This is a genomic window from Agrobacterium sp. 6Ca8, assembly GCF_055382765.1.
The window spans coordinates 1,176,805-1,192,973 of record NZ_AP026433.1; the positions used below are offsets into that span (position 1 = coordinate 1,176,805).

Here is a 16,169-nt window from a genome sequence, read left to right on the forward strand (position 1 = left end):
TGGATACCTTTCATAAACCACTTGGTAACGCCATCCCGATAAAGTTTCTTCCCGGAGCACTCGGGCGGGGCGCGTCCGAGCGGAACAGAAATATGCGATTGAAGAGTTCAGCAGTGTTGAAAAGTCTATTTGGGGCAGATTCGCGCAAAGCGGGTGCGACGTCTTTGGTGAGGTTCGTTGCGTTGACCCTTGCTGCGGCGTTCATAACCGCAACATCCGTTGGCACCGCACAGGCGGACCCGAAATATGCGGGCATCGTCATTGATGCCAAGACCGGCAAGGTTCTCTATGGCGAAGATCCGGATGGATTGCGCTATCCAGCCTCGCTGACGAAGATGATGACGCTTTATCTTACGTTCGAGGCGCTGAATTCCGGGCGCATTTCGCTCGATTCCAAGGTGCCGGTTTCGGCCAACGCCGCCAAGGAGCCTCCTTCCAAGCTCGGCGTGCGCGCCGGTGGCAGCATCACGGTCGAGCAGGCAATCCTTGCGCTCGTCACCCGTTCCGCCAACGACATGGCCACCGCACTCGGTGAATATATCGGCGGCTCCGAAGACCGTTTTGCCAGAATGATGACCGCCAAGGCCCGTGCGCTCGGCATGACGCGCACGACCTATCGTAACGCCAACGGCCTGCCTAACACGGCGCAGATGACGACGGCGCGTGACCAGGCCCGCCTCGGCATCGCCCTTCGCCAGCATTTCCCGCAATATTACGGCTACTTCTCCACGCGCACCTTCAATTTCGGCAAGCAGGTCATCGGCAACCACAATCGTCTCGTGGGAACCGTGCGCGGCGTGGACGGCATCAAGACAGGTTATACCCGTGCCGCCGGAAGCAATCTTGCAACATCGGCACAGCTAGACGGTCGCTCCATCGTCGCCGTCGTTCTTGGCGGCCGCTCGAGCGCTGCCCGTGACGCCACCATGCGCAAGCTTGTTGCGACCTACCTGCCGCAGGCCTCCCGCAGCGGCAACAGCAACCTGATTGCGCAGACGAGATCGGCACCTGTCGAAGAGCAAGTCGCTGTGGCTGTTGCTGCTCCACCTGTGGCAGTCGCGGCTCCGTCCGCAGCTGTCGCTGCGACAGATTCCGGCCTGCCGCATGCCGGCCCCGTACCGCAGACCCGTTACGAGGACGCGCCGGTTACTGCCTTTGCAGGCTCCTCGTCCAATGCGGCCGTAAAGGCCATGGAAGCCGCCACCTGGCAGAAGGGCAAGGATCCTATTTCTCAGGTAGCCGTCGCGCCTGACCGCAAGTTGATTACCAACTCGACCAAGGTGGACAATATCGTCACCGCGTCCACGCCGGCATCTGTACCCTCCACCCCTTCCGTTTCGGCAAAGGCTGAAGCTCCGCAGGGCGGCTGGGTGATCCAGATTGGCGCATCGCCGGATGAAAACTCGGCACGTGGCCTGTTGCAGAATGCGCAGGAAAAAGGCGGCGCCGCCCTTCGGTCCGCAAAACCCTTCACGGTGGCCTTCAGCAGAGAAGGCTCCCAGGTATACCGCGCCCGCTTCGGCGGCTTCGACGGCCAGGCCGCCGCGGTAAATGCATGCAATGCATTGAAAAAGAAAGGCGTCAGCTGCTGGGCGTCACTCCAGTAATCGACGTTCGCGCAGGCGGTGGCTTATTTGTTGAAACATCGCCTGTCTCCTCGAATTGTGTAATGTGTAGCGAGGCTTTCCAAGATGGCAGTTAACGAGAACTATTCGGACATTGCGTCTGGCAACGGGCAAGGCAGTCTGTCGGTTCTGCATCCCATTCACGAGGCGGCAATGCGCATTGCCGATCTCGGTCTTAACCGCTCCAAGGCAAAGACGCGTGATCTCGTCAGCCTGCTTCTGTCGCACGGCGCCCGCGCCTGGCGTGCCAATCAGCCGGAAGCAAATATCCACCTTCATGTCGGCCGCCGCTCCGGGCGTGCACCGGTCCATATCCGGATCCGCTGACAAACCGAACATAATCGGACGAGACAAAGAAAAACCCCGCGGAGCCTGTGCGCCGCGGGGTTTTTGTTGATTGACAATGAAGAAACGAGGCGGCTTACGCCTCGCTCTCCGGTGCCTCTGGCGTATCCGGCAGAGTGTCTGCCACATCTTCGCCATTGCCGTTTTCCGCCTCTTCGTCGCCTTCAGGCTCGTTGATACGTTCCACGGAAACCACCTTCTCATCCTTGGCGGTGGAGAAGATCGTCACGCCCTTGGTGGCGCGGCTTGCGATACGGATGCCGTTTACCGGCACACGGATCAGCTGGCCGCCATCGGAAACCAGCATGATCTGGTCGCCTTCGTCCACCGGGAAGGCCGCAACGAGTTCGCCGATTTCCGTCGTCTTCGAGGTATCGGTGGCGCGGATGCCCTTGCCGCCACGACCCGATGTGCGGAAGTCGTAAGACGAAGAACGCTTGCCGTAGCCTTTTTCAGAGACGGTCAGCACGAATTCTTCGCGTGCCTTCAGTTCCTGATAACGCTCTTCGCTGAGTTCGCCTTCTTCCGCGACTTCCTCGCCAACCAGTGCGATATCTTCCTCATCGACCCCGGCGGCACGCCGCTCGGTGGCCGAACGCTTGAGGTAGGCCGCACGCTCCCACGGTTCAGCTTCCACATGGCCCACAATGGTCATGGAGATAATGCGGTCGCCATCCGCCATGTTGATACCGCGCACGCCAACCGAGTTGCGGCCGGCGAAGACGCGGACATCGTCGACGGGGAAGCGGATGCACTGGCCGAGTGCCGTCGTCAGCAATACGTCATCCTGGTCGGTACAGGTTTCGACGGAGAGGATTTCATCGCCCTCCTCGTCCAGCTTCATGGCGATCTTGCCGTTGCGGTTGACCTGCACGAAATCGCCGAGCTTGTTGCGGCGAACCGTGCCGCGCGTCGTCGAGAACATCACATCGAGCGTTTCCCAGGTCGTTTCGTCCTCGGGCAACGGCATGATGGTGGTGATGCGCTCGCCTGGTTCCAGCGGCAGCATGTTGATGAGGGCCTTGCCCTTCGACTGCGGCGTACCGATCGGAAGGCGCCAGACTTTTTCCTTGTACACGATGCCGCGCGAGGAGAAGAACAGCACCGGCGTATGGGTATTGGCGACAAAGAGACGGTTGACGAAATCTTCGTCGCGCGTCGCCATGCCGGAACGGCCCTTGCCGCCGCGACGCTGTGCCCGGTAGGTGGTCAGCGGCACGCGCTTGATGTAGCCGAGATGCGAAACGGTGACGACCATATCTTCGCGGGAGATGAGGTCTTCATCATCCATGTCAGGACCGCCTTCGACGATCTCGGACCGGCGTGGCGTGCCGAACTCATCGCGGATGGCAATAAGCTCATCCTTGACGATCTGCATGATGCGCAGCCGTGAAGACAGGATTTCGAGATATTCGCTGATTTCCGCACCGATCTTGTTCAGCTCGTCGCCGATTTCGTCGCGGCCAAGCGCCGTCAGGCGGGCAAGGCGCAATTCGAGAATGGCGCGTGCCTGCTCTTCGGAGAGATTGTAGGTGCCGTCTTCATTGATGCGGTGGCGCGGATCGTCGATGAGACGGATCAAGCTTTCCACATCCTGCGCCGGCCAGCGCCGCGTCATCAGCTCCTCACGGGCCGAAGCCGGATCGGGAGCATGACGAATGACGCGGATGACTTCGTCGATATTGGCAACCGAGATCGCCAGACCGACCAACACATGCGCGCGGTCGCGCGCCTTGCGCAGCAGATACTTCGTGCGGCGGCTGACGACATCCTCACGGAAGGACACGAAGGCGCGCAGCATGTCCAGCAGCGTCATCTGTTCAGGCTTGCCGCCGTTCAGCGCCACCATGTTGCAGCCGAAGGAGGTCTGCAGCGGCGTGTAGCGATAGATCTGGTTCAGGATGACTTCGGCATTGGCGTCGCGCTTCAGCTCGACGACGACGCGATAACCCTGGCGGTCGGACTCGTCGCGCAGATCGGAAATACCCTCGATGCGCTTTTCCTTGACCAGTTCGGCCATCTTCTCGATCATCGTCGCCTTGTTCACCTGATAGGGAACCTCGGTGATGATGATCTGCTCGCGGTCGCCGCGCATCGGCTCGATGGTCGCACGGCCGCGCATGATGACCGATCCGCGACCCGTCTCATAGGCAGAGCGAATGCCGGAACGGCCCATGATGAGCGCGCCGGTCGGAAAGTCCGGGCCGGGAATGATCTGCATCAGTTCCAGCAGCTCGATCGCCGGATTGTCGATGAGGGCGATACAGCCGTCGATGACTTCGGAAAGATTGTGCGGCGGAATATTCGTCGCCATGCCGACGGCGATGCCACCTGCCCCGTTGACCAGAAGGTTCGGGAATTTCGCGGGAATGACGACCGGCTCATGCAAGGTGCCGTCATAGTTGTCGCGGAAATCCACCGTTTCCTTGTCGAGATCGTCGAGAAGCGAATGCGCTGCCTTTTCGAGACGGCACTCGGTGTAACGTTCGGCCGCCGGCGGATCGCCGTCGATGGAGCCGAAGTTGCCCTGTCCGTCGATCAGCGGCAGGCGAAGAGACCAGTCCTGCGCCATACGCGCCAGCGCATCGTAAATCGCCGCATTGCCGTGCGGATGGAATTTACCCATCACGTCACCGGTGACGCGGGCGCATTTGACGTATTTCTTGTTCCAGTCGATGCCGAGTTCGGACATTCCGTAAAGAATACGGCGATGAACCGGCTTCAGACCGTCACGGACATCGGGAAGCGCGCGGGAAACGATAACGCTCATGGCGTAATCGAGATAGGACCGCTGCATTTCCTCAATGATGGAAATCGGTTCAATGCCTGGCGGAAGTTTTCCGCCGCCGGGGGGGCTCTGGTCAGTCAAAACGGATCACATTCTCTGTTAAGAATCGGATGGATTTTTATAGCGGAAACAGCCACGTTAAGCCAATTTCCACGCGAGTTTTGAACAGTCTTTTGCGTCATTTGCAAGACATACCCCGCTTTTCGCCATTTAGGTTGGCAAAAGCGACGCCGCTCCCTTTCAAAGCGTGTACGACTTGCGTACGCTCCGGCCTAAAAACAGAACAGGCGGGGAAAGAATGGCCAGCAGCGAAACGCTCATCAACGCGCTTACAACACTTCTGGTCACGCTCGATCCGCCCGGTCTCGCGCCCGTATTTCTCGCACTCACGGTTGGAATGACGCGCGACCAGCGCGCCCAGGTGGCTCTGCGCGGCTCAATCATCGCCTTCGGCATTCTCGCCATCTTCGCCCTGTTCGGTCTCACCATCCTCAACCTTCTCGGCATTTCGCTGGGTGCCTTCCGCATCGCCGGTGGCCTGCTGCTGTTCTGGATTTCCTTCGAGATGATTTTCGAGAAACGCCAGGAGCGCAAGGAAAAGACCTCGGAGATTGCCATAACCAAGGACCATCTGCACAATCTGGCGGTCTTTCCGCTCGCCTTGCCGTTGATCGCCGGGCCTGGCGCCATTTCCGCGACCGTGCTCCTAGCGGGAACGATGAAAACGACGCTCGAAATGGTCGTGCTTATTCTCATCCTCGCCTTCGCCATGGCCCTCGTCTACGCCACCCTGATCGTCTCGGAACGCATGGACCGTTTTCTCGGCAATACCGGCCGCGCGATCCTGACAAGGCTGCTCGGCGTCCTTCTTGCCGCGCTTTCCGTGCAGTTCGTAGTGGACGGCATAAAATCGGCCTTCGCATTCTGACGACCATCGGTTCGCAACAAAATGCCGCAACCGGCCGGATTTGCGAAAAATCCGCCCTTTGAATCCGGCTCCTGCCTCGGTTAAAAGACGCGCATCTTTTTTCCGCACCAGAAAGCCCTCTCCATGCGATCCACGCTGCGCCGCCTCATCCCGGATGCCGCTCCCGTCAGTAACCGGGAAAGGCTGCGCGCTGCGGCGGGCGCCTTCGTCGGCATTTCGCTGACCGGACTTCTGGGCAGCCTTGCTTTCCGCTTAGACCCTGCCCTGCCCGCCATGATCGCGCCGATGGGCGCCTCGGCGGTGCTTTTATTCGCCGTGCCATCCAGCCCCCTTGCGCAGCCCTGGTCGATCCTCTGCGGCAACATCGTGTCGGCTTTCGTGGGTGTGACGGTGGCTTTACTCGTTCCGGATATTTTCCTTGCCAGCGCGCTTGCCATAAGCCTTGCCATTGCTGCCATGATGGCGCTGCGCTGCCTGCACCCGCCAAGCGGCGCGGTGGCGCTGACGGCCGTTCTCGGCGGTCCCGCCGTGCATAGTCTCGGCTATGGCTTTATTCTCTGGCCGGTCGCCGGAAACTCGCTCATCCTTCTCATCCTCGCGCTCGTTTATAACAATGCCACCGGCCGCGCCTATCCGCACGGCCTGAGGTTGGGAAAGGCCAGCCACGGCACGGCAGACCCGACGCCGATACAGAAAATCGGCTTTTCCTCAGCCGATCTGGACGAGGTGCTGAAGGAATATGACGAGGTTCTCGATATTGATCGCGATGTGCTGGAGATGATTTTGCGCAAGACGGAATTGCGCTCCTGGCGCCGCCGCGCCCTCCACCTCGATTGCGCCAGCGTCATGTCGCGCGATGTGGTCGGCGTCGCCCCGGATGATAGCCTGCGCCACGCCCATTCACTGATGCGCAAACGCCATTTCAAGGCTCTGCCCGTGACCAACGACAGGGCCGAAATCGTCGGCATCGTCACTCAGACGGATTTTCTTGAAAAGGCTAGCTGGAGAAACGGCCGCCCTTCCATCGGTTTCCTGCAGCGCCTGCGCCTTATCCTCTCAGGCGAAAGCGCACCTAACGATACCGTCAAGGATATCATGACATCGCCTGTTAGAACCGTGCAGCCGGAAACGGCGATCGAGGAAGCAATCATCCGCTTTGCGGAGGAAGGCCTGCATTACCTGCCGGTGATCGACGCCAACGGCAAGATGGTGGGTATTCTTTCGCAGTCCGATGTCATGGTTGCGATGCTGGCGGACAAAGCCGCGGCGTAGGTCGTCGCGACCTTGAAGCGGGCAACCGTTTTCGACCGGCCCCCGCCCCGTCAATCAGGGTCCCGATCAGAACGGGATATCGTCGTCCATGTCACTGGAGAAGCCGCCGGAAGGCTGGCTGCCGCCACGAGAGGCACCGCCGCGGGCCGCCGGCTGCTGGTCGTAACCGCCACCGTAGTTACCGCCGCCGCTGCCATAATCTCCACCGCCGATGTCGCCACCGCTGCGGCTGCCGCCGCCACCTTCGCCGCGACCGTCGAGCATCGTCAGCGTGGAGTTGAAGCCCTGCAGTACCACTTCGGTGGAGTAACGGTCGTTACCGGTCTGGTCCTGCCACTTGCGCGTCTGCAGCTGGCCTTCAATATAGAGCTTGGCGCCCTTTTTCACATATTGTTCGACAACCTTGCACAGGCCTTCGTTGAAAACGACGACCGTGTGCCATTCAGTCTTTTCCTTGCGCTCGCCGCTGTTGCGGTCCCGCCAGGTCTCCGAGGTGGCGATACGCAGATTGGCGATCGGACGGCCGTCCTGCGTCCGGCGAATTTCGGGATCGGCGCCAACGTTCCCAATCAGAATTACCTTGTTTACGCTACCAGCCATCTCGTCATCCTGTCCGCCAGCCATCGTGACCGGCAATTGCATTTCAAAAAATCCCGCACACAATAACCATCGCCGCCCGCAAAGGGCACCGCAACGGGGAACAATCCACAGCGAATAATCCTGACTTTTTCAGAGAGTATATTCGCACTTGCAATTTGTTCCTTTTTTGTTCTATTAAATCACGAAATTCGAGTCAAGTGAGCCGAAAAGCCATCGATCGATAGGGAATAAACCTCGACACGTCCGGTTGCGTCACTACATAAGGACGCTCCGCCATCAGGCCTGTTAATTTTGTCCGAGCTTTATCATGAGTGAACTGAAGACGATTTCCATCCGTGGTGCCCGTGAGCATAACCTCAAGGGTATCGATCTGGATCTACCGCGCAACAAGCTGATCGTCATGACCGGGCTCTCCGGCTCGGGCAAGTCGTCGCTCGCCTTCGACACAATCTATGCCGAGGGCCAGCGCCGTTATGTCGAGAGCCTCTCGGCCTATGCGCGCCAGTTCCTCGAAATGATGCAGAAGCCGGATGTAGACCGCATCGAGGGGCTTTCTCCGGCGATTTCCATCGAGCAGAAAACCACCTCGAAGAACCCGCGCTCTACGGTCGGCACGGTCACGGAAATCTACGACTATATGCGCCTGCTGTTTGCGCGTGTCGGTGTGCCCTACTCGCCGGCGACGGGCCTGCCGATCGAGAGCCAGACGGTCAGCCAGATGGTCGACCGTATCCTTGCCTTCGAGGAAGGCACGCGCCTTTATATTCTCGCGCCGATCGTGCGCGGCCGCAAAGGCGAATATAAAAAGGAACTCGCCGAACTGATGAAGAAGGGCTTCCAGCGCGTCAAGGTGGATGGCCAGTTCTACGAGATCGCTGACGTTCCCGTCCTCGACAAGAAGTACAAACACGATGTCGATGTGGTGGTGGACCGCGCCGTCGTGCGCCCGGACATGGCAGCACGCCTTGCCGACAGTCTCGAGACCTGCCTCAAGCTCGCCGACGGGTTGGCAGTGGCCGAATTTGCCGACAAGCCCCTGCCGCCGGAAGAAACCTCGGCTGGCGGCTCCGCAAACAAATCGCTCAATGAGACCCACGAGCGTATGCTGTTTTCGGAAAAATTCGCCTGCCCGGTCTCCGGCTTCACCATCCCGGAAATCGAGCCCCGGCTTTTCTCCTTCAACAATCCCTTCGGCGCCTGCCCCACCTGTGACGGTCTCGGCTCGCAGCAGAAGGTGGACGAAAACCTGATCGTGCCAGAACCTGCACGCACCCTGCGGGATGGCGCGATCGCCCCCTGGGCCAAGTCGTCTTCCCCCTATTACAACCAGACGCTGGAGGCGCTGGGCAAGGCCTTCGGTTTCAAGCTGTCGAGCAAATGGACGGACCTTTCGAAAGAGGCGCAGCACGCCATTCTCCAGGGCACTGACGACAAGATCGAGTTCAACTATCAGGACGGTGCGCGCTCCTACAAGACGGTGAAGAATTTCGAAGGCATCGTTCCCAATCTGGAGCGTCGCTGGAAAGAAACCGACAGCGCCTGGGCGCGCGAGGAAATCGAGCGTTATATGTCGGCGGCCCCCTGCCCGGCCTGCGCCGGCTATCGCCTGAAGCCGGAAGCGCTCGCCGTCAAGATCAACAGAATGCACATCGGCGAAGTCACCCAGATGTCGATCCGTATGGCACGCGACTGGTTCGAGACGCTGCCGGAAAATCTGAACGCCAAACAGAACGAGATCGCGGTTCGCATCCTCAAGGAAATCCGCGAACGTCTGCGATTCCTCAACGATGTCGGGCTGGATTATCTCAGCCTGTCACGCAACTCCGGCACGCTTTCCGGCGGAGAAAGCCAGCGCATCCGGCTTGCTTCGCAAATCGGCTCCGGCCTCACGGGCGTTCTCTATGTTCTGGACGAGCCCTCCATCGGCCTGCACCAGCGCGACAATGCCCGTCTGCTCGATACGCTGAAACATCTGCGTGATATCGGCAATACGGTGATCGTGGTCGAACACGACGAGGATGCCATTCTGACGGCGGATTACGTTGTCGATATCGGCCCTGCCGCCGGCATTCACGGCGGTCAGGTCATCGCCGAAGGCACGCCGCAGGAGGTTATGGCCAATCCGAAATCGCTGACCGGAAAATATCTATCCGGCGAACTCGGCGTCGCCGTGCCGGCAGAACGCCGCAAGCCGAAGAAGGGCCGCGAAATCAAGGTTTTTGGCGCACGCGGCAACAACCTGAAGAATGTGACTGCGGCCGTTCCCCTTGGCGTTTTCACCGCCGTTACCGGCGTGTCGGGTGGTGGCAAATCCACCTTCCTGATCGAGACGCTCTATAAGTCGGCAGCACGCCGGGTGATGGGCGCGCGCGAAATTCCGGCCGAGCATGACCGCATCGATGGTTTCGAATTCATCGACAAGGTGATCGATATCGACCAGTCGCCAATCGGCCGCACGCCACGATCAAACCCCGCCACCTACACCGGCGCATTCACGCCGATCCGTGACTGGTTCGCCGGTCTGCCGGAGGCGAAGGCGCGCGGTTATGCACCTGGCCGTTTCTCCTTCAACGTCAAGGGCGGCCGCTGTGAAGCCTGCCAGGGCGACGGCGTCATCAAGATCGAGATGCACTTCCTGCCTGATGTCTATGTCACCTGCGACGTCTGCCACGGCAAGCGTTATAATCGCGAGACACTGGATGTGACCTTCAAGGGCAAGTCCATTGCCGACGTGCTGGATATGACGGTGGAAGAAGGCGTTGAGTTCTTCGCCGCCGTTCCGGCCGTGCGTGACAAGCTGCAAGCGCTGTTCGATGTCGGCCTCGGTTACATCAAGGTCGGCCAGCAGGCCAATACGCTCTCCGGCGGCGAGGCGCAGCGCGTCAAGCTCGCCAAGGAACTGTCGAAACGCTCCACCGGCCGCACGCTCTACATTCTCGATGAGCCGACGACGGGTCTCCATTTCCACGACGTCAACAAGCTTCTGGAAATGCTGCAGGCGCTGGTGGATCAGGGCAATTCCGTCGTGGTAATCGAGCACAATCTCGAAGTCATCAAGACGGCCGACTGGATCATCGATATTGGCCCAGAAGGTGGCACGGGCGGCGGCGAAGTGGTGGCAACCGGAACGCCGGAAGACATCGTCAAGAACGAGCGATCCTATACCGGCCATTTCCTGAAGGAACTTCTGGAACGGCGGCCAGCCGGAAAACGCGAGGCTGCGGAGTAATCCGCACCTTTCGCAGCAAGGGTACGTAAGGCCGATAGCCCGAGGAGGAACAGTATATGTCGACATCAGGCACGATCCGCACCGGTATCGGCGGCTGGACTTTCGAGCCGTGGGAAGGCACGTTTTATCCGGAAAAACTGCCGAAGAAACGCCAGCTGGAACATGCCAGCCGGCAATTGACGGCGATCGAGGTGAACGGCACCTATTATAGCAGCCAGAAACCCGAGACCTTCGCCAAATGGGCGGCGGACGTGCCTGAGGATTTCGTTTTCTCCCTGAAGGCAAGCCGCTTCGTCACCAACCGCAAGGTCCTGGCCGAGGCGGGTGAATCCATGACGAAGTTCCTGACGCAAGGATTGACGGAACTCGGCCACCATCTCGGTCCGATCCTGTGGCAATTCGCGCCGACTAAAAAATTCGACGCCGAGGATTTCGGGGCGTTTCTGGCATTGCTGCCCGAAAAACAGGACGGCATCAGCCTTCGCCACGTGGTCGAAGTGCGAAACCCGACATTTCAGGTCCCGGAATTCATCGATCTTCTCGCCAAACACAAAGTCGCGGTCGTCTGCGCCGACCATCACGATTATCCGATGCTGCCTGACGTAACTGCCGATTTCGTCTATTGCCGCCTGCAAAAGGGCGAAGATGATATCGAGACCTGTTATCCGAAGGCCGAGATTGACCATTGGGCAAAACGGGTCAAGACCTATGCGGCGGGCGGTGTTCCGGATGACCTGCCGCTGATCGCTCCCGATAGAAAAGTCGAGAAGACCCCTCGCGATGTCTTCGCTTTCTTCATCACCGGCGGCAAGGTCAATGCACCAAACGGCGCACAGGTATTGCAGAAATTGGTCTGACTGGCTCAGCCAGCCATTTCTTTCGCCGGGTTGAAATCGACTGCCGCGAACGCCGCCTCGATTACCTCGGTTCCAGCGCCCGGCCGTGTGGCGTCGCTGGAAAGGATCTGCCGGAAACGGCGCGCGCCAGGCATGCCCTGAAACAGGCCGACCATGTGGCGGGTGACGTGATTGAGGCGCCCGCCGGCGGCGATGTAGTCGGCGGCGTAGGCTATCATCGCATCACGCAGCCCCATCCAGTCAGCTTGCCGGGCCTCTTCGCCATAAATGCGATGGTCGACATCGGCAAGGATGGACGTATTGTGATAGGCCGCACGGCCCAGCATCACGCCGTCCATATGCTGCAGATGGAGGCTTGCCTGATCGAGATCGGAGATACCGCCGTTGATGCCGATGAAGATGTCAGGATTTTCCCGCTTCATGCGATAGACGAGATCATAATCGAGCGGCGGCACCTCACGGTTTTCCTTCGGCGAAAGCCCTTGCAGCCAAGCCTTGCGCGCATGGATCCAGACCGCATCCGCGCCCGCCGCCACAACCCGCGAAAGAAAATCCGGCAGCACGGCTTCCGGCTCCTGATCGTCCACGCCAATGCGGCATTTGACCGTGACCGGCACCTTCGCAACGGCCTTCATCGCCGTCACGCATTGCGCGACAATCTCGGGTTCGCGCATCAGACATGCGCCGAAAGTGCCGGATTGCACCCGGTCCGAAGGACAGCCGACATTGAGGTTGATCTCGTCATAGCCATAATCGCTGGCGATCCGCACCGCCTCCGAAAGCTTTACCGGATCCGACCCACCGAGTTGCAATGCAACTGGATGTTCCTGAGTGTGATAGTTGAGCAACCTGTCGCGCTGGCCATGGATGATGGCGTCGGCAACGATCATTTCCGTATAAAGCAGCGCACGCTTCGACAATTGCCGGTGCAGAAATCTGCACCTCGTATCGGTCCAGTCGATCATCGGGGCGACTGCGAAGATTTTTTCTCCGTTATGGTATTGATTTTTCATGATATTCCAGAACTTCACCATTTTGCCGGCTAGGTGCTCGGCGGCATTTTGGGCCACTCTTTATCACACGTAACCCTTTGACTCCACTCAAAGCATACGGGCCGTAATTTCCTAGCTGCACCAAGAACTGCACCACGACAGCGGCGATCTGTGCTTGCAAATGCACCGTCACGTTATGCTATCATCCGTGGAAAGGTTACGCTGACCGGTGTAAGCGCCCGTCCACCTCGTAAGAGGCCCGCACCATAGAGTGGGATAACCAAGAGACTCCGGATTTAACTTCTCACGCCGCCGCCGCATTTTCGTGCATCTTCTTTAGAAGCTCGCTGACGTTTCCTGCGTGACAGGAGATGGTGCCTGCTACGCGATGCTCACGTCCACTCTCTTCTTCATCCTCATAACACGCCTCGAACATCTGAAAGGCGTCGGACCACGGTGCGATGTCGATCTCTTTGATTGCCTCATAGGCATCGACTGCAACGTTGAAGATGGCAGGCTCGATGTCAACGATCTGGGCGTACCACCGGAATGCTCCCACCACGTCTCCGGGGATGCGCTTATACTTTTTCGCATGCGCCGCCTCAGCGGCGGCTGCCCGCTCAATAAGTGAACGGTCAACAAGGCAGACACGGCTCAACTCAACGACGACCGGTTGCACGAAATCGGTGACGACACTGATCTTGCTCAGCAGTTCAGCCTCATGATGGAAAAGATTCCGTAGCGCCTTCAGCCCGATGAAGTTCGGAGAGTCGTGCAGACCGCCTTTTCTGTGACGCTTGAGTTTGTCGCTAAAGCTATGCAGCGAGTTCAGGAAGTGGAACAGCGTGTCCTCGTTCGGCGCTTGGCAGTGCCGGCCGTAGTCACGAAACAAGCGATCCGTAGCTGCCTGTAGGTCTTTCATTCACAATCCCTGATTGGAGCGTATGGCAAGAATCTATTCACGGCTAAATCTTCCAATCAACAGCCTGAAGCCGCCTTTGCCCGACATAGTGAGGGCGGTTTGTTAGGTTCATCACCAGCGCAACCGCTGCGGTAGTGAACTGGCCGCGAGTGTTGACCTTCACGTCCGCGTAGGGCTTCACCGCCATCTGAAGCTGCGCGCACAGACCGACAACCTTTTCTGTCGCAAACGACACTTTGATCTGGTGTGCGAACTCGTTACGCACCTTTCGGATCAGTTCATACTCCCGATACTCGGCTTCCGAAATCAGCCCGAGCCCGAAGGCTGCCGCGATCCGGGCAGAGAACGATCCGAGTGGCGCGTTGAACCCGCTGAGTAGCGCTTGGCTGCCCTTGTTCGGGATGAGGAACGCTTCGATGACTTTGCCGAGCTGATCGTCGAGCATTGCCGCCGCAGCGAGAGCTGCACCACGCTCGGTTTCCTTGTTGAAGTCGTCCAGAAAATCGGAGAAGCCGATCAGGTGCGGGTGGGTTTCAGAGAACGTTCTGCGATTATCTGCCACTCAACAACATCCTTTCCTTCGATCCACCATCGGTAGCATTTGCACCAGCCGCTTTGCGTTGGCTGCACCAGAACTGCACCATCGCAATTACAAAAATAAATAATCCAGCAATTTCAACGTCTTATTTCTCACCCGTCCAGTCGATCATCGGGGCCACGGCAAAGATGCGAGACCCTGATGTCACCGCTTTTTTATAGAAATTCAACTATTTACGCTCGCTTACTAGGGTAAAATTCTGTGATAGTTTTTCATTGAGCAGCACCAATGTTCATGATTGTCGGTCACTATCACGGCGAGAAGATAATAGACGTCTCGATTGATTATACCGCGCAGATCCTTTGAAAAAAAGGCGAGCGTGTAGTTTTTAACAAGGCGAAGAAATTCGACCACAACCCTAACGCTGAAGAATACACGGTTTCTCTAGAGCGAAATCGATGAGGCTGGTGGGCTTGAACGGTTGAATTCGGATCGCTTATCGCTATCCGATGCGAGCGACCGCTAGGTCAAAAATTGTGGGCGATGCTGCCGCTCGTGACGAGCCTCAGCTCGTTCTGGGAACAATTCCCAAGGTCGCGCATTAGTGGTCGGAGACGGCACTAAACACGTACCAATACGCCAAGCAGCGCGGGCGTCGTCCAATTCTTAATGCAGATTACTTTTCGGGCTCATAGAGTCGGACCGAAGTTCGGTTCCGAAATGAGAAATTATATAATCGCCTGACCAGTATTCTCGGATCGACGTAATATTAATTTTTGTGGGGCGCGGATGAGTTTTGGTTCGAAATTTTTGAAAAGTTTGTTTCAAAGTTCTCGTGAGGCGGAGCTTGAAAAATCATGGCCGACTGATTTTTACTCAACTGTTCCACATCGCTATTCCGTAAATCTTCACAGGTACAAAAAGATAGAGGATCAGCTCGATCCCAAAGCATTGTCGAGCGGCTTTACTCACAATGAAGAGCATCATAAACGTGACATGAACCGCTTCTTCACGTTTTGCCTCATATATGATCAAATTAAAAAAGAAAATATATCGGGTGATATCGCTGAACTTGGAGTATATAAGGGAAACACATCTTATATATTGGCGAATTTCGCAAGGGCGCTGGGGCGTACGGCGTATCTGTTTGATACCTTCGAAGGCTTCGATCCGAAAGATATCCAGGGCATCGATTCATCGATCCCCTTGCAGTTTTCCGATACCAGTCTTGAAAAGGTGCGGGAATTTGTAGGCGAGGACAATGTCGTCTACGTAAAAGGGTATTTTCCAGAGTCGGCTACGCAAATTCCGGACAACCTAACGTTTTCCGTCGTTCATCTTGATTGCGACCTTTACAATCCGATGATGAGTGCGCTGAACTATTTCTACCCAAGAATGGTCGAAGGTGGGTTTATCGTTGTCCATGATTATTCGAGCTTGCACTGGGATGGCGCCGAGAACGCAGCTGACGAGTTCTTTTCAGACAAGCCTGAATGCTTGATACCATTAGCGGACAGCGGCGGCAGTGCGATAGTGCGAAAGGCACGGGCATCTTCCGATAAATTCAACAATTGGCGAATAAAGCGACTTCATGATTTGTCGGTAGGAGCCTGGGTTCCCCCCCGAGTTTTAAAAACTTATTTGAAAGACGGATGGGCGGAAGTTGAAGACTGGGGCGTCTGGGGCCTGGGCGAACGCCATACGATGTCCTTGATAATTCCATTCGTACCGGAAACGGCCATTAGACTAATATTTGATGTCGATGCTCTATTACTTGGCAGACAGATAGAGCAGACTGTTGCCGTTCTGGTCGATGGTACCAATGTTGCCGAGTGGAAATTTACATCCAAAAATAAACGTGGCGATCGGGAATTGATCATTCCTTTACACTTGCTGCGAAGGGACCAGAATGATGAATCTCCCCCGACAATTTTCTTCGAATTTAGACCCGAGTTTTTTACATCTCCACATTCCCTGAAGCCATCAAGTGAGGATACGCGTCCACTTGGACTTGCGATTCACAAATTGAAGATAGAGGTTGAGTAGAGAAACTGGCCATTGCCCCATTTCGAG

Annotated in this window: 12 protein-coding genes; 7 read left to right on the plus strand and 5 right to left on the minus strand. The window is 57.5% G+C overall.

From position 1 onward, the window contains the following. The first annotated feature begins 92 nt into the window (after positions 1–92). Positions 93–1,607: an SPOR domain-containing protein gene (locus ACZ5A6_RS05880; RefSeq protein WP_174061338.1), complete on the plus strand. Its 1,515-nt coding sequence runs from the start codon at positions 93–95 to the stop codon at positions 1,605–1,607. An 84-nt stretch (positions 1,608–1,691) separates the two neighbouring features. Beyond that, positions 1,692–1,952 (plus strand): hypothetical protein, encoded by a 261-nt coding sequence (locus ACZ5A6_RS05885; RefSeq protein WP_003515258.1) that lies wholly within the window; start codon positions 1,692–1,694, stop codon positions 1,950–1,952. Positions 1,953–2,046: 94 nt separating this feature from the next. Here the strand turns inward: ACZ5A6_RS05885 and gyrA are convergent, their stop codons facing one another. After that, entirely contained in the window at positions 2,047–4,839 is a 2,793-nt protein-coding gene (gene gyrA, locus ACZ5A6_RS05890) for a DNA gyrase subunit A (protein ID WP_003515259.1), read from the minus strand. Positions 4,840–5,056: 217 nt separating this feature from the next. Between gyrA and ACZ5A6_RS05895 the strand changes: the two genes are divergently transcribed. Beyond that, positions 5,057–5,686 (plus strand): MarC family protein, encoded by a 630-nt coding sequence (locus tag ACZ5A6_RS05895; RefSeq protein WP_003515260.1) that lies wholly within the window; start codon positions 5,057–5,059, stop codon positions 5,684–5,686. A 123-nt stretch (positions 5,687–5,809) separates the two neighbouring features. Continuing rightward, complete coding sequence (locus ACZ5A6_RS05900; protein WP_038491010.1) at positions 5,810–6,958, plus strand: HPP family protein; 1,149 nt, start codon at positions 5,810–5,812, stop codon at positions 6,956–6,958. A 66-nt stretch (positions 6,959–7,024) separates the two neighbouring features. On the opposite strand, the gene ACZ5A6_RS05905 is transcribed toward ACZ5A6_RS05900, so the two are convergent. Continuing rightward, positions 7,025–7,600: a single-stranded DNA-binding protein gene (locus ACZ5A6_RS05905; protein ID WP_003515262.1), complete on the minus strand. Its 576-nt coding sequence runs from the start codon at positions 7,598–7,600 to the stop codon at positions 7,025–7,027. 265 nt (positions 7,601–7,865) lie between these two features. Here ACZ5A6_RS05905 and uvrA point away from each other — a divergent pair, with 265 nt between their 5' ends. Then, positions 7,866–10,787 carry an excinuclease ABC subunit UvrA gene (gene uvrA, locus ACZ5A6_RS05910; RefSeq protein ID WP_174061339.1) on the plus strand — a complete coding sequence of 974 codons (2,922 nt, stop codon included), beginning with the start codon at positions 7,866–7,868 and terminating at the stop codon, positions 10,785–10,787. 56 nt (positions 10,788–10,843) lie between these two features. Continuing rightward, a complete protein-coding gene (locus ACZ5A6_RS05915; protein WP_013636107.1) occupies positions 10,844–11,644 on the plus strand; it encodes a DUF72 domain-containing protein in 801 nt (266 codons plus the stop codon). Positions 11,645–11,649: 5 nt separating this feature from the next. On the opposite strand, the gene dusA is transcribed toward ACZ5A6_RS05915, so the two are convergent. The 3 genes from dusA to ACZ5A6_RS05930 form a co-directional block, all read right to left on the minus strand. Further along, positions 11,650–12,657: a tRNA dihydrouridine(20/20a) synthase DusA gene (gene dusA / locus ACZ5A6_RS05920; RefSeq protein ID WP_174061340.1), complete on the minus strand. Its 1,008-nt coding sequence runs from the start codon at positions 12,655–12,657 to the stop codon at positions 11,650–11,652. A gap of 283 nt (positions 12,658–12,940) precedes the next feature. Beyond that, positions 12,941–13,558: a hypothetical protein gene (locus tag ACZ5A6_RS05925; protein ID WP_174061341.1), complete on the minus strand. Its 618-nt coding sequence runs from the start codon at positions 13,556–13,558 to the stop codon at positions 12,941–12,943. Positions 13,559–13,601: 43 nt separating this feature from the next. Next, complete coding sequence (locus ACZ5A6_RS05930) at positions 13,602–14,120, minus strand: MltR family transcriptional regulator (RefSeq protein ID WP_003515267.1); 519 nt, start codon at positions 14,118–14,120, stop codon at positions 13,602–13,604. A 765-nt stretch (positions 14,121–14,885) separates the two neighbouring features. Here ACZ5A6_RS05930 and ACZ5A6_RS05935 point away from each other — a divergent pair. Then, positions 14,886–16,142 carry a TylF/MycF/NovP-related O-methyltransferase gene (locus ACZ5A6_RS05935; RefSeq protein ID WP_236776057.1) on the plus strand — a complete coding sequence of 419 codons (1,257 nt, stop codon included), beginning with the start codon at positions 14,886–14,888 and terminating at the stop codon, positions 16,140–16,142. Positions 16,143–16,169 lie beyond the last annotated feature (27 nt).

Bases quoted from the DNA above. Each gene is read 5' to 3' on its own strand.
- ACZ5A6_RS05880 (WP_174061338.1), top strand. From the start codon at position 93: ATGCGATTGAAGAGTTCAGCAGTGTTGAAAAGTCTATTTGGGGCAGAT.
- ACZ5A6_RS05885 (WP_003515258.1), top strand. From the start codon at position 1,692: ATGGCAGTTAACGAGAACTATTCGGACATTGCGTCTGGCAACGGGCAA.
- ACZ5A6_RS05895 (WP_003515260.1), top strand. From the start codon at position 5,057: ATGGCCAGCAGCGAAACGCTCATCAACGCGCTTACAACACTTCTGGTC.
- ACZ5A6_RS05900 (WP_038491010.1), top strand. From the start codon at position 5,810: ATGCGATCCACGCTGCGCCGCCTCATCCCGGATGCCGCTCCCGTCAGT.
- ACZ5A6_RS05905 (WP_003515262.1), bottom strand. From the start codon at position 7,600: ATGCAATTGCCGGTCACGATGGCTGGCGGACAGGATGACGAGATGGCT.
- uvrA (WP_174061339.1), top strand. From the start codon at position 7,866: ATGAGTGAACTGAAGACGATTTCCATCCGTGGTGCCCGTGAGCATAAC.
- ACZ5A6_RS05915 (WP_013636107.1), top strand. From the start codon at position 10,844: ATGTCGACATCAGGCACGATCCGCACCGGTATCGGCGGCTGGACTTTC.
- dusA (WP_174061340.1), bottom strand. From the start codon at position 12,657: ATGAAAAATCAATACCATAACGGAGAAAAAATCTTCGCAGTCGCCCCG.
- ACZ5A6_RS05925 (WP_174061341.1), bottom strand. From the start codon at position 13,558: ATGAAAGACCTACAGGCAGCTACGGATCGCTTGTTTCGTGACTACGGC.
- ACZ5A6_RS05935 (WP_236776057.1), top strand. From the start codon at position 14,886: ATGAGTTTTGGTTCGAAATTTTTGAAAAGTTTGTTTCAAAGTTCTCGT.